The organism is Rhodopirellula sp. JB055, from assembly GCF_043100905.1.
Taxonomy (GTDB): domain Bacteria; phylum Planctomycetota; class Planctomycetia; order Pirellulales; family Pirellulaceae; genus Rhodopirellula.
The window spans coordinates 1-13,850 of the sequence record NZ_JBICHO010000453.1 but is presented as its reverse complement, the minus strand read 5'-3'; the positions used below and the strand labels follow the sequence as shown (position 1 = coordinate 13,850).

The following is a 13,850-nucleotide window of genomic DNA, read 5'->3' as shown; positions in this document are numbered from 1 at the left end:
CGACGGCAAAGTTCCTCGCAGCCCGATGAACATTCCGTACCAGTTCACGATGTTGCTGGTCGCCGTGGTGATGTTGCTCATGCCGCTGTTGTATTGCTGCCTGATCGGATTGGCGTGCTACGGCATGTATTGGTACTTCACCGAGATCCTGCCTGTCGCGATGAAAAACCTCCCCCGGGGACGCGCCGCGATTTTCGCGATTCTGCTTTACTCGGCACCGGTGGTGGCCGGATGCATGATGATTCTCTTCATGGTCAAACCGGTTTTCTTTTCGTTGGTCATGCCAAAGGACACACGGCAACGATCATTGCAACGCGCCTCCGAACCGGCGCTCTTCGAACTCGTCGATCGAATTTGTGACGCCACCCGGAGTCCCCGTCCCAAGCGAATCGACATCAACAATGACGTCAACGCATCGGCATCGTTGAGGCGTGGATTCATGAGTCTTCTCGGCAAGGACTTGGTGCTCACCATTGGCGCCCCCTTGGTCGCTGGCATGAACACTCGTCAATTGGCGGGCATACTCGGTCACGAGTTCGGCCACTTTGCACAAGGTGCCGGGATGAAATCCACCTATCTCATTCGCACGGTCAACTTCTGGTTCGCAAGAGTTGTCTACCAGCGAGACCAACTGGATGACATGCTCGACAACGCAATCGCCGAGAGTGATTTTCGAATTTCGTTGTTGCTGATGTTCGGCAAACTGTTCGTGATGCTCAGTCGCGGGATCCTGTGGTGCTTCATGATGGTGGCGCATGCGATCAGTTGCATGATGTCACGTCAAATGGAGTACGACGCCGACCGGTACGAAGCCTACATCGCGGGCAGCGACTACTTCGAGGTCACATCGAAACGACTGACCGATTTGATGGCAGGCCAGGAAGCAATGTATGAAACCGTCGTGGCTGCTCTTCAGAAGCAAGCGATGCTCAACGACTTGCCTGGGATCACCGCGGACTGCGCCCAACGAGTCACTTCGAAAGACCGGAAACGAATCGAGGCGGCGGGCGAAGCAGGAACAGGCAGCTTCTTCTCGACGCACCCGTCCGACGACAAACGAATCAAGGCAGCGAAGAAACACAAAGCAGAAGGTTTGTTTCGACTCGAAGTGCCCGCCCGAAACCTGTTCAAGAATTTTGACGCCGTCTGCACAGGCGTGAGCGCGGACTTCTACCGAAACCAGCTCGGGGTCATGGTTGACCCGAGCAAACTCATGCGAGTCAAAGAGTTTGAATCTGCTCTCGGTTCCAACGCTTGAACATTCGCCACAACACGTAGGCCATGTTTCACATGGCGCCCCATCCGATGCCTTGGAACAAAGCGAGGCGGGATTGCGGCGGGACATCCCAACGGCGTGGTGAGCCAACCGGCCTGCCACCATCGCCAGGTGGAACCTGGCCTACGGGAGCGGAAGCTCAGAATCCGCCGGGGCTGGTGAATTCGCGGTAGTCGTCGAATTCACTGTGGTGTTCGGCGGCGCGGTTGCTGAATCGCGTGAAGTCACCTTCCCAAGTCAGCTCAACATCGCCGACCGGACCGTTCCGCTGTTTTGCGATGATGATTTCGGCTTGTCCTGCGAACTGAGCCTTGTCTTCGCCGCGGTGGTAGTACTCCTCACGGTGAACAAACATCACCACGTCGGCATCCTGCTCAATAGCACCCGACTCACGGAGGTGAGACAACTTCGGACGGTGATCCTTGCCGTCTTCCGCTTGCCGGTTGAGCTGGGACAAACACAGCAGTGGCACTTCCAATTCACGAGCCATCCCTTTCAAGCGACGAGCGATCTTGGCGACCTGCTCCTGCCGCGGGTCTCGTGAATTGTCCGGTTCGATGAGCTGCAAATAGTCAATCACAATCAGCCCAAGACCGTCTTCTTTCCGTTTGATCCGACGTGCCGCCGCGGCGATTTCACTGACCGTTCGACTGGGTGAATCATCCACGAACAGTGGAGCTTGGCTGATGTCGTTGGCTTTGGAGACCAAGCGGTCGCGGTCGTCAGAACTGATCGTCCCATTTCGCAAACGGTGACCGTTGACGCGTGCCAAGCTGCAGAGCATCCGGTCAGCCAACTCGATCGCCGACATTTCCAAACTGACGAACAGCACCGGTTCGCGTTGTTCGATCGCAACGTGTTCGGCAATGTTCATCGCCAATGCCGTTTTCCCCATCGAAGGACGAGCCGCCAAAATGATCAACTCACCGTGGTGCAAACCGCCAGTCATTTGGTCGAAGTCCGTCAGACCGGTTTCGGCACCGCCTTCAACGTAGTCGTCACGCATTCGGGCTTCCATGCGATCCATTGCTTGGTGCAGCACGTCGCTGATCGCCCACACCGAGTTGCCGGAACGGCCTTCCATGATCGCGAAAACTTTTTGTTCCGCTTGGGCACACAGTTCTTTTGCGGTGCCGGTTTGCTCGTAGGCATCTCGCAGAATCTCGGTGCCGGATTCGATCAAGCGACGGAACATCGCCTTCTCACGCACGATATCGCCATAGAACGCCGCATGAGCAGCATTGGCAACGCTGCCACCAAGCTGAGCCAGGTACGCCGCACCGCCGACCTTTTCAAAGTCGCCCGCGGTCCGCATCCGAGACACCAACAACGTGATGTCGATCTTTTCCCCCGAGTCAAACATGTCCCGCAGGTGGCGATAGATGATTTGGTTGGCTTCGTCGTAGAAGTCATCCGCTTTCAACGACGCGATCTCGTCGCAGATATCGGGCATCAGCAGGACCGATCCGATCACACCCATTTCCGCTTCGCGGTCGAAAGGTTGTTGCCGCGAAAGAATCTCACTGGTCGAGGCTTCTTTTTTCTTTTTGCCGCGATGTGGTCCGTCGAATTGATTGTCTGCGATCATCCGTGAAGTTGCCGTTGGGGTCGGATGGATGGTTCAAAGAAACAACTCCATTGGAAGCAAACGAATCACCTCCATGGATAGCAATGAGTGGATTGGCGAATCAGCCCACTCGCAAGCGTGATTCGACACGAGCGATGGCGTCTTGCGCCGACATGGCACCGTCGCCCGCACCAATGGGTTTGCCGCTGGACAACCAATTCTCCACTTTACTGATTGCGGAGATCGCGTTGGAGTGGCTGCGTCGCCCAAAGTGCTTAGCAATTTCGGTGAATGCACTGCCGGTGTGTTGACGAGCCAAGTACATCGCGAGGGTGCGAGGTTCGCTCACCCGTCTGGTTTGAGCTTTGCTGCGAAGCCCGTCGCCTTCAAGCCCGAAAGTCTCACAAACTGCTTTTTCGATACTACGCAACGTCGGTGCCACCCGGGTGCTACGCAACAAATCTCCACCATAGCGACGAATCTCGTCAATCGTGGGTTCGCGGCGGAACATTCGCTGCAACATTCCGATCAGGTTTGCGATGCCGCCTGCGGCACGAGCGTCACCGCCGATCAGTTCACTGACTTCTTCTAACAATGCGTTGTCACATCCCAGCACACAGCGGGTCGCGACCATTCGCTGCAGGAGCTGAAATCGCGTTTGTTGGTCCAGCGCCGCCAGTGGACAAACCAACCCCGAAGCCATCCGCCCAGCCACTTCGCCGGTCAATCCGCGAATGTCGCTGGGTGGAAGGTTGGCCGAGAAAACCAGCGGTTTGCCCGCCGATGCCAAGGTTTCGACGGTGTACAAAGCTTCTCGGAGCGTCGCTGTTTTGGCGGCTAAAAAGTGAACGTCGTCAATCAGCAACTCATCCACATCACGGTAACTCCGAAGTAAGGCATGCAAACACGACGAGACCACCGAAACGACAAAGTCATTGGTGAATTGTTCTGCGGTCAGCAACACGACGCGTCGCATCCGCCGGCGAGTCCGAAACTCATTTGCCAAAGCCGCCAACAAATGGGACTTTCCCGTTCCCGTGGGACCGTGCAAGAAAAGCGGCGTGGCAACCGATGGAGTTGCGACCGCCATCATGGCAGCAGAGAACGCGAATTCGTTGCAGGGGCCGGTGATGAAACTTTCCAGCGTGCGGCCGCCGGTTGGTTGCGATTCGGGAAGCGGCGGGAGTTTGGACTTCGATGAACGCGGCTTGGATTCCTCCAGGTCATCCTCATCCAACTCATCGTCGTCAAACTCGTCTTCCTCCGGCAATTCCGACGCCGCAATTGGATCATGTTCGACCCGACCGCGTGAACGCCCGCGTCCGCCGCGCGATGCACCCGATGAATCGTCACCGGTCGCGGTGGATTGAGCAAGCAAACTGGCCAAACTATTCGCGGATCCACGACGGCCACGAGACTGACGACCAGAAGAAGCTCGGCCGCTGGCTTGACGAGCGGTCGAACGCCGTCCACCACTCTTCGCGGTGGCTTTCTTTTCGGCAGCCACCTTGGCCGCGCGGGTTCGTTTTTTGGGGGCGGGCTGCTCGGCTTCTTCCACGTCGATGCGATAACGAGCTCGTTCGCCACACGCGATCATGGCCGCGGCGCGCAGTTCAGTTGCAAAGCTATTGCCCATGCGTTGGGCAGCGAACGGACCACTGGTCCGGATCACCACCACCACAGTTGGCTTGCCATCATCGGGTGACTCGCCAACCTCCAGGTCGAAGCGAACCCCATGGGTGAACCACAACCGGTATCGGTCAGCGCCGATGCGTTGATGCAGAGCCTCGGCGAACCGTTCAATGGCTTCTTGCGTCTCGATGCTACCTTGCGTCGACGACATACCGGTTGCGCAGACCTCCCTCATGGATTTTGTTAACACGGGCGACGAATCGGGCGGCCAGCGTGGCTGCGATTCTTCGAAGCGATGAGTGTCGCCGAGTGATGTGCTCCCTCACGACGTTGGGGCAGATTCTAGGTTTGCTAGCAAACAAGTCAAATAGATTGAGTGAAGTTTTGGAGCGTGGATGCCGACAGGGCGGGATGCCACGAAACGAGGTCGGGAAATCCCGAGTCGATCGCGATCCGAGATCATGACGGACACCGTTGAGTGTCGGCAAGGCGAGTTTAGTGACTGGTGGAAAAACTGTCGGTAACCTTTTCCACACAAAACCTTCTTCAAAATGTCACGCGCGTAAACCACGTTGCCAAAAACACTTACGAACGGCATTGTGTGTTGATAAGAATTTTGGAGCCAAAATCGGCGTTTCGGCACTGACCCAGGCGACGCCTCTGCAACATCCGATAAACTGATGTGCATGATGAGTGACCTCCCCCTGATGAACGATCTCCCGCGAGCTGAGTTGCCAGGTTTTCAAACCGGAAAACCGGAACCATTGATCCTGGCCAGCGGGTCCCCACGACGGGCACAATTGCTCGCCGCGGCAGGTTACGAATTCTCAGTTCAACCGGCATCGGATTCTGCCGAGTGTGGGATCTGCAGCCGTGAGACGGCTCCGCAAATGGTCGCCCGCTTGGCCTACCGCAAAGCGGCTGACGTGATCGCCCGAATCGATGACGGTCTGGTCTTGGCCGCCGACACAGTCGCCTCTTGTGTTGGAAACATTTTGGGCAAACCGCACGACCGCGATCACGCGGAGGAAATGCTGCGTTTGCTCAGCGGTCGTGATCACGACGTTTACACCGGCGTCTGTTTCTGGTCTCGCCGGAACGAAAAATTCATTGTCGATGTCGTTCGCACGCGGTTGCGGATGTCAGAACTCAGCGAAGAACAATTGACCGAGCACCTGGACAGCTTGCGGTGGGAAGGCAAAGCAGGAGCATTCGGCTATCAAGACGGAAATGACTGGTTGTCGGTCATTGGTAATGACAGCGAAAGCAACGTTGTCGGATTGCCGATGGAACGACTGGCGGAATTGTTGGAAAATTTTGACCAAAATGCCGAAAAGATAACGACCCCGACAACCGATTCGATTGAATCATCCGATTCAAGCTGCTCCTAAACACAATCTGTTTAGGCAGCAGAGGCGGCGAAGGACGGCGTTGACGGATCGAATGTCTCATTGCCCACCCGATAACCTCGTGCGATTGTCATCGTTTTGCTGCCCTGATCGACTGATCAACAGTGATTGACCGCGCCCTCGAAGATGGATTTGTTTGATGATTGGATCACTCGTCCGTTTCAGCCTGACCGGTTGCCTTGCCTTGACCGCAGCCCTCTCGTTGACCTCATCTGTCAGCGCAGAAAACTGGGCTGAAAAAATGTTCAGTGAGACCAAGCACGACTTTCGAGTCGTCGGTCGCGGAACCAAAGCAGAGTACAAATTTGAATTTCGCAATCTGTACGAAGAAACGGTTCACGTCCAAGGCGTTCGCAGCAGTTGTGGTTGCACCACACCGACCGTGTCCGACGACACCCTGGAAACCCACGAAACCAGTTCCATCGTCGCGAAGCTGAACACCAGCACTTTCATCGGGCAAAAAGCCGCGACGGTCACGGTCGTGTTTGACCGCCCGTACTACGCCGAAGTGCAGTTGCAGGTCAGCGGTTTCATTCGCACCGATGTCACCTTTGATCCACCCGAAGTCGACTTTGGTCAGTGCAAAAACGGTGAGGTCAAAGAACAGGACATCACCATCACGCACCGTGGCAACACCAATTGGCGATTGACTGACGTCCGAAGCCACTGCGACGACTTCGCCGTGAAATTGGAGTCACCAATCGTTCAATCGAACATGGTTCAATACAAAATGCGTGTTCGCATGAAGGAAACCATGTCCGAAGGCGAAATTCGCGAACGATTGACTCTCGTCAGCAACGACACAAAGTTCCCCACGATCGAAATGTCGATCTCCGGTATGGTGCGTCCAACGATCAGCGTCTCACCGGCCGCAGTCAGCCTGGGAACCACCGAGTCGGGACAAACTGTCAGCAAACGACTGCTGGTGCGTGGCGAAGAGCCGTTTCAAATTCAAGAAGTGGTTTGCTCGGACGACCGCTTCGAATTTGAAATTCCCGAAGGCAAAAAGAAACTGCACTTCCTTGAGATGAAGTTCACCGGCGGTGAAAATCCTGATCGCGTCGCTCAACGCATTCAGATCGTGACGGACCTGCCCGGTGACAAATCGGCTGAGTGTGTCGCAACGGGCACCGTGCGATAGCCAACGGGTATCCATCTGCCCTCGGGTCTCGCTTGCCCACGGGTCTCGCCTGCCCAGCCATTGAGAGTTCATGTGCCGATCCCGAACCAATGGGATCGCACCGCTTGATTTCGGGCGAACGCCCTTCGCCCTCTTGTTCCGCCGCATGCCTTCATCGCCTCCCAAGCTGACCGCCGACTCGCACGTGCATTTTCTGACCGGGCGGCTGGCGGAAACGGCGGTCCGCGAAGAAGCGAATCGGATCGCCAAGCAATTCGGTTGCCGGCACAGCGTGGGTGTCGTCCCGATCACCGTGGCGGCCTTGATCACTCCCAAGTGGCTTGCCCGACACTGGGAAATTCCCGAATCTGCCACCCATGTGATCCTACCCGGTTTCTTGGAAGACAACCTAGAAGCGGCCGGCGATTTGGCCGCTCCACTGCTGGGACTGATCCGAGAAACATCGGCGGAAGTCTGCTGCGGTCCCAAAGACTGCCGCGACCTGCATGCCTGGGTCACGGGACGCCAACAAAACGTTGACCTATCAGCGCACTCGATCGAAATCATCGCCGAGATCAATCACGCGCCGCGATTGTCGGTGAAAGAAGTCGTTCGGATTGCGAATCAATTGCGTGCAGACGGCGCGGACCGAATCGACGTCGGTTGCGATCCCTCGAGACGTTGTTTGGCAATTGGCGACTACGTTTCGGCGCTGGTGGATGCGGGACACGCGGTCAGCATTGACACATTTGATCCCGATGAAACGTCCGATGCGATTCGAACCGGCGCTTCGTTGGTGCTGTCGGTCAGTTCCGTCAACCGAGACGCGGCGCGAGACTGGGGATGCGAAGTCGTTGCCATTCCGGACGTGCCGGATGATCTTGCCAGTCTGGACCAAACGATCGAGTCCCTCACCCGTCACGACATCCCGTTTCGCGTCGATCCGATCTTGGAACCGATTGGATCGGGCTTCACCAACAGTCTGCTGCGTTCCATCGAAGTTCGACAACGTTACCCAGACGTTGAAATGATGATGGGCATCGGCAACTTGACCGAACTGACCGATGTCGATTCGGCAGGAGTCAACTTTTTACTGCTCGGGATCTGTCAGGAACTTTCGATTCACAGCGTCTTGACCACACAGGTGATCAACTGGGCTCGGTCGTCGGTTCGCGAATGTGACATCGCGCGACGACTCGTCCACCACGCGGTTGCTCGCGGGGTTCCGCCCAAGCGATTGTCGGACGAACTGGTGATGCTGAGAGATACAAAGTTGCGACCGCATTCAGAAGCGGCGATCCAGTCGTTGGCCGAAGGAGTCAAAGACAACAATTATCGATTGATCGCGCAAGAGGATACCATCCACCTGATCAGTGCTGGTTTACACCTAACCGGGAGAGACCCGTTCGAATTGTTCGCGGAATTGATGAATCGTCCACAATCAGACAACGTGGATGCGGCCCACGCATTTTACCTCGGCTATGAAATGGCCAAAGCGAACATCGCATTGACCTTGGGCAAACAATACGAGCAAGACCAATCGCTCACATGGGGACACCTGACCGTGCCGGAAGACACTCACCGGATCGAGCGGACCAGTCGCCACGCTTCCAAGCGATCCGGCATCCCATCGGATGTCCAAAATTCTCGGCCAAACGATCCAGACGGCGACGCCAGCAAAGATTGATTGCCGCCTCTCGATTGGCGTTTTCACCCGCGCAACATACTCACGCGTGGAGCCTCATCAGCCGCAGTGTATTCGGATTGACGTCGCTGCAATGAACACAATCGTTGCAAAGCGTTCGCGCGGTCGCATCCGAATCCCCCGAACGTTTTAACAATTCGCGAATGCGGTCTTGCCCTTCCATCCAATCGGGTAGAACCTAATCAGAGATTTCCGGTTCGGTTCCTTTGGTTCGGTTGCCCACGTGTCAGTTCTGCGTACCACGTTGCTATGGATCTCCGCCGCGATTCTCGTCCTGATACCAATGTTTTTGGCGGCGGATTTCGGCGGGATTTTACATTGGAGTCAATATGTCGCCGCCGGCGGCATTTTGCTGGCGATGGCGTTGTCGCTGATTGGATTGACTGACACGACGGCGTCCAGCGGTTTGCGTCAGCACAAACTCTTGCTCCCGCTTGGTCTGCTGGTTTTGCTGGCGTGGATTCAAGGACTGCCTTTGCCATCGGGATTGATCGGATTGCTCAGCCCGGGTTCCAACGAGGCGTATTCGACTTGGTTGGATGGCTTGGTACCGGCATCGGAACAACCCAGTGTCCATCCCGTATCGGTGTCTCCGTTTGACACCAAACATGTGGCATTGCTCCTGACGTTTTTGCTGCCACTTTCGTTTGCCGCTTCGATCGTCTTTCACGCTCGCAATCGACTGACGATGTTGCTCAGTGCGATCGCGATCACGGGAGCCTCGGTGGCGATCATCGGTTTCTATCGAAAATTGGACCCCACCGCTGACATCTGGTTTTTCAATTCAAAGTCCACCGGGTTCGCCGGTTTCGTGAACCGCAACAACGCGGCGTTGATGTTGAACTTTGGGATGGCCGCCAGCCTGGGATTGTTGTCTTGGCGAATGATGGCGCTGCATCACATCGAACTGGACGACCCGGATTTTGAATTCAATGATCTCTTGTCGCTGATTTCCGATCGAGAGTCCCTGATTGGACTTCTGTCGTCAATCACTTGCTCTGCTGGTTTGCTGCTCAATGGATCTCGGGGCGGAGTTGTTGCGGCGTTGTTTGGGTTGGTTTGTGCGTTTGGCTACGTGCGGCCACGTCGAGTATTGATCGTGATGCACTTTCTGGCAGTCGTGATCGGAATATCGGTCTCGATTCTGACGGTGCCGATGCAATTGAACTTGGAAACCATTTCGCGTTTGGAATTGATTTCGGCCGACGCCGACACGCTTCAAAAAGACGGGCGTCTGCTGCACTGGCAAGACGGTTGGAAAGCCGCGATGGCGTATCTGCCGATGGGATCCGGCGTCAGCACGTACGGTTATTCTTATTTGCCCTATCAGTCCAAGAGCCCCGCGTCGTGGTTTGAACACGCCGACAATCTGTGGCTGGAAATGCTGGTTGAGACCGGACTGCCGGGAGTGGTGATCGCGATCCTGTTCTTCACGTTTTTGCTCGGCGCGCTGCGGCGGCTGTCCACCTCCGCCGACCCGATCGATCAAGGAGTTCGTGTCGCAGCTTGGTACGCGATCGCGGCAGTGATCGTGTCGCAGTTCTTTGACTTCGGGTTGATTGTTCCCTCCAACTTGTTTGTGGGTTTGATCCTGGCGACCGCCGTTGTATCTCGCCAAGTGGCCAGTGGTGGTTTGCAAGCACCGACCTTGGAAGACGAAGACGATCCCTACGAAGCGATGGCCATGGCTGATCCGCAATACGCGATGGCGATGGCGGCTGCAGAACAGGAAGCGGAATCCGCGGCTGATTCGATTGACGCAGACGAATCGGAATCCACCGATTCCGCTCCTCGTGGCAACAAGATCAAACTGCAGTCGACCTCCACGCTCGGGCGTCTGACATCGTCGGTCAGTGTCGGTGCCATCGCAGTGGCGATCTTCCTGCTTTCACTGCTTGCGATCCCAGGTTTGAAACGCGACGCGGAATCAGAGTCCTTGGTGCGTCGCATTCAAAGCGAATATTCGGGCATGAAGTTTCGTCCCGAGGTGCTGGAACAAGTCGAAACGTTGTTGACGGAGAATCTAGCCGACAATCCAATCCCCGAGACCCGCTCGTTACTAGCGGCGACCCAGAGAGATCGCGGCCGCTTGGCAGAAACACTTGAGTGGCGTCCGGTATCGATTGAGCAGGCCGGTGAGATCTACGCGAAAACCAGCCTGAATGAACGTGGTTTGGACTACCCGCCTCCCTTGGCCGCGATGACCCGAGATCCGCTCAAAAGCATTCAGCATTACCAGGACGCTTGGGACACATCTTTGGCCGGGATGGCGACCTGCCCTCTAGGTCAAGCCTCCCGAGCGACCTTGGTACAACTGCAATCGGTTCTGGAACCTCAACCAGAAACCGGCGCGGCGATCAAACATCTGGCCAAGTTCTACTCGACCGAACCCATCCGCTTGGTCCGTTTGGGAAAACGCGCGTTCATGATTGGGGATTACGAGTCAGCCATTTCAACGTTTCGAGATTCAATCTCCCTACGTCCGTCGGTGACTTCGACTTTGATGCCTCTGCTTCGAGTCAATCAAGACACATTACCACTTCAAAAGGTCATTCCTGACAACTCACGTGCGATCGAATTGGCCGCTGCGGATGTGTTGCACTGGGACAATCCCGACAACGAATTCCTTCGTTTCGCGTCCACTTCCATTGACTGTGGTCGAGCCTCCAATTTGGCGGACCGTGCCAAATGCCACGCACTGCTTTCTCGAATTCACTTTGCACTGGAAGATTTTGAGAGTGCCGCTGAAACCGGCGAAGAAGCGATCCGCTTGATGCCAGATGAGCCTCGCTATCGAGTGCAATTGATTGAACAGTTCTTGATCGCAGGCAATCGCAAGGATGCACTGCGACACGCTCGACTTGGTCGAAACACGACCCCCGACGACAAACGGTTCCAACAATTCATTGATCGCATCGCAGAAGCCGAGCGAAAAGAAGTGCTCACCCCCGCACTCCCGGAAGACGAAAGCGTGCCTAGCATCGAATCGATTTTGAATTGATGAACTGCGTCGCCGAAGCCTGTCTTTAAGAAGCATCGTCGGCCAACCATTCCCAAAAACGCCTCGCCAGACTTCGTTGATCTCGCAGAGCCATTTGTCCGGTTTCCCCGGCGTGCACCCGATGGCTTACCGCAGGAGACAACGAGACGATGGATTGAAAACGCGGTGCCAACAACTCGAACGGCTCCGATGACTCCGATTGTTTTTTGGCGGGTGCAACCGGCAAGGGACCATCCACGGTTGCCGCGAGAGCGGGATGAGGGATTTGACGACTGGCTCTGGGCTGCAATTTTTTGGGGTACACCTCAATGACCTCGCCTCCGCGAAGGAGCACCTGCATCGGTTCGTTCTTCAGCAACGTGGATCGATAGGCATCCAGATCGGCATCCCCTACCGACACCAGCAATTCCATTCGTTGCCGTACGCCGATGTGAACCAATTCTTCTCCCGCCCGGACATAGCTTCCTTTGAGATCCTGCAGGTCGGTGGTCAGAATCTCGCCATCTCGCTGGGCGACGACACGCAGCGCGTCGACCTGCGCGTTCAATTCTTCCAAGCTACGTCGGAGGCTCTCCGCCTTTTGCTTGGCCGCCTCTGCCAAACCGAGTTCGCCAAGACCTTCGTGGCGTTGCCATTTGATCTCTTCGGCATCGAGTTCCAACTCAGTCGCATCCCGCTGAGCCACCAACTCATGATCCATTAATTCCAGGATGACTTCCCCGGCCATCACCGCGTCACCGGATCGCATGAGAACGCGTTCTACAAATCCGTTGACGGGAGATCGCAAAATCTGATCGTCGGCAAACCGCACGGCGACGGGAACGGGACGACTCAACGGCGATGGCAACGTCACCAGAAACTGGGCCAAGAACAGAAACGTCACACAAGTCCAAACGGCGCGGCGTCGGTGCGACCATTTCGAAAACGTCTCACTTGATTCGCTGTACGTCCACACCTTCTTTGTGAATTGCAACGACGGCAGCATGACCCACAACAGGACCGCGGCCATGGCCACCAACAATCCCACCGGACCGGCCCACATCGACACAACCACGATCAAACCGCCCATCCAGACCATTTGAAACACGACCGAAGCCGCTGCGTGACAGGCTGCAAATCCACGCCGCCATCCTGTCAATTGACAACTCGGGGCCCGCATCCCAAACAACTTGGATTGCAACCAACCGCCTAAAAGCTTGCGACCTTGTTCTCGCAGATTGGGAATGTCAGTCCAATCCGACAACACGTAGTACCCATCCAACCGCAGCAACGGGTTCGCGTTGACCAACAACGTGGCGGGTCCAGCAATGAAGAACACCTGAGCCGCGATGTGTGACGCGAAATCCGTCGGATGCCAGCACCAAACCCAATAAGCCACCGATGCAATCAACAATTCCACATACACGCCTGCCATGGCAATCGAGGCTCGCGATTGTCGATTGGGCAATCGCCAGGCGTTGGTGACGTCCACGTATGCTAGCGGAGCGAACAAGAAGAACATCACCCCCGCCTTGCCGACCTGCACACCATGCCATCGCGCTGACACCGCATGTCCCATTTCATGGACCAATTTCAGCACACACCACAGCAACAGCATCCCAACCCACAATTGTGAGTCGAAGATCCGCAACAATTCCGCGGTCAGCTCCTTTCGCTGAAACAAGGCAAAGCACATCGACAGTCCGATGAACGCACCCGCGATCGTCACGCCGCGAGTCGAAAAGAGTGGTCGCATCCAAGGCAGCACCGCACTGGCGGGACCATGGGCGTTGATCAGCGGGAATCGCAAACTGATCAACCACGAACACACCTTGATCAAAGGAGCAACCCAGCGCATCGCGATTGCCGTCAGCCATGAAATCTGGCTGGTTCGGTTCGAGTCGGTGGGTGTTTTCCGCTCGATGTCGTCCGCCGCGTCCACCGGCGCAACTCCAGACGCCGCGACGGAAGCCGGTGTCGTCAAGGCTGGTGGCGGTTCCGCACCAGCAGGCAGCTCTTGTTCCGAACTCGCTGATTCGAGGTTGTCGGAAACATTCGCCGCGGGACGTTCCGCAACCGCGATTTTTTGGGCTACCAGCACGCAGATGAAGCCCGCGATATTTTCCGCGGACCAATCCATGCAATCCCGTTTCGCTTGCGT

The 13,850-nt window shown here is 56.2% G+C and carries 8 protein-coding genes; 5 read left to right on the top strand and 3 right to left on the bottom strand.

Annotation, left to right across the window (positions count from 1 at the left end):
• Positions 1–1,258, top strand: a 1,258-nt coding sequence (locus tag ACF8AM_RS17845; protein ID WP_392556941.1) for a M48 family metallopeptidase, incomplete at its 5' end; no start/stop codon positions are given.
• 157 nt (positions 1,259–1,415) lie between these two features.
• On the opposite strand, the gene dnaB is transcribed toward ACF8AM_RS17845, so the two are convergent.
• Both dnaB and ACF8AM_RS17835 read right to left on the bottom strand, forming a co-directional pair.
• Positions 1,416–2,864, bottom strand: coding sequence for a replicative DNA helicase (gene dnaB, locus ACF8AM_RS17840; RefSeq protein ID WP_392556940.1), 1,449 nt, complete (start codon positions 2,862–2,864; stop codon positions 1,416–1,418).
• Between the two features lie 100 nt (positions 2,865–2,964).
• Positions 2,965–4,686 (bottom strand): DnaA ATPase domain-containing protein, encoded by a 1,722-nt coding sequence (locus ACF8AM_RS17835; protein ID WP_392556939.1) that lies wholly within the window; start codon positions 4,684–4,686, stop codon positions 2,965–2,967.
• Positions 4,687–5,182: 496 nt separating this feature from the next.
• On the opposite strand from ACF8AM_RS17835, the gene ACF8AM_RS17830 reads away from it, so the two are divergent.
• The 4 genes from ACF8AM_RS17830 (at position 5,183) to ACF8AM_RS17815 (ending at position 11,710) form a co-directional block, all read left to right on the top strand.
• Positions 5,183–5,866, top strand: coding sequence for a Maf family protein (locus ACF8AM_RS17830; protein WP_392556938.1), 684 nt, complete (start codon positions 5,183–5,185; stop codon positions 5,864–5,866).
• A gap of 259 nt (positions 5,867–6,125) precedes the next feature.
• Entirely contained in the window at positions 6,126–7,025 is a 900-nt protein-coding gene (locus ACF8AM_RS17825) for a DUF1573 domain-containing protein (RefSeq protein WP_392556943.1), read from the top strand.
• 145 nt (positions 7,026–7,170) lie between these two features.
• Positions 7,171–8,691: a dihydropteroate synthase gene (locus tag ACF8AM_RS17820; protein WP_392556937.1), complete on the top strand. Its 1,521-nt coding sequence runs from the start codon at positions 7,171–7,173 to the stop codon at positions 8,689–8,691.
• 301 nt (positions 8,692–8,992) lie between these two features.
• Positions 8,993–11,710 carry an O-antigen ligase family protein gene (locus ACF8AM_RS17815; RefSeq protein ID WP_392556942.1) on the top strand — a complete coding sequence of 906 codons (2,718 nt, stop codon included), beginning with the start codon at positions 8,993–8,995 and terminating at the stop codon, positions 11,708–11,710.
• A 25-nt stretch (positions 11,711–11,735) separates the two neighbouring features.
• On the opposite strand, the gene ACF8AM_RS17810 is transcribed toward ACF8AM_RS17815, so the two are convergent.
• Positions 11,736–13,850 (bottom strand): site-2 protease family protein (locus tag ACF8AM_RS17810; protein WP_392556936.1); only part of this gene is annotated, 2,115 nt, incomplete at its 5' end.

What these genes read in the sequence shown, in the direction of transcription:
- ACF8AM_RS17835 (WP_392556939.1), bottom strand. Translation starts at nt 4,686, where the DNA reads ATGTCGTCGACGCAAGGTAGCATCGAGACGCAAGAAGCCATTGAACGG.
- ACF8AM_RS17825 (WP_392556943.1), top strand. Translation starts at nt 6,126, where the DNA reads ATGTTCAGTGAGACCAAGCACGACTTTCGAGTCGTCGGTCGCGGAACC.
- ACF8AM_RS17820 (WP_392556937.1), top strand. Translation starts at nt 7,171, where the DNA reads ATGCCTTCATCGCCTCCCAAGCTGACCGCCGACTCGCACGTGCATTTT.
- ACF8AM_RS17815 (WP_392556942.1), top strand. Translation starts at nt 8,993, where the DNA reads ATGTTTTTGGCGGCGGATTTCGGCGGGATTTTACATTGGAGTCAATAT.
- ACF8AM_RS17830 (WP_392556938.1), top strand. Translation starts at nt 5,183, where the DNA reads ATGAACGATCTCCCGCGAGCTGAGTTGCCAGGTTTTCAAACCGGAAAA.
- dnaB (WP_392556940.1), bottom strand. Translation starts at nt 2,864, where the DNA reads ATGATCGCAGACAATCAATTCGACGGACCACATCGCGGCAAAAAGAAA.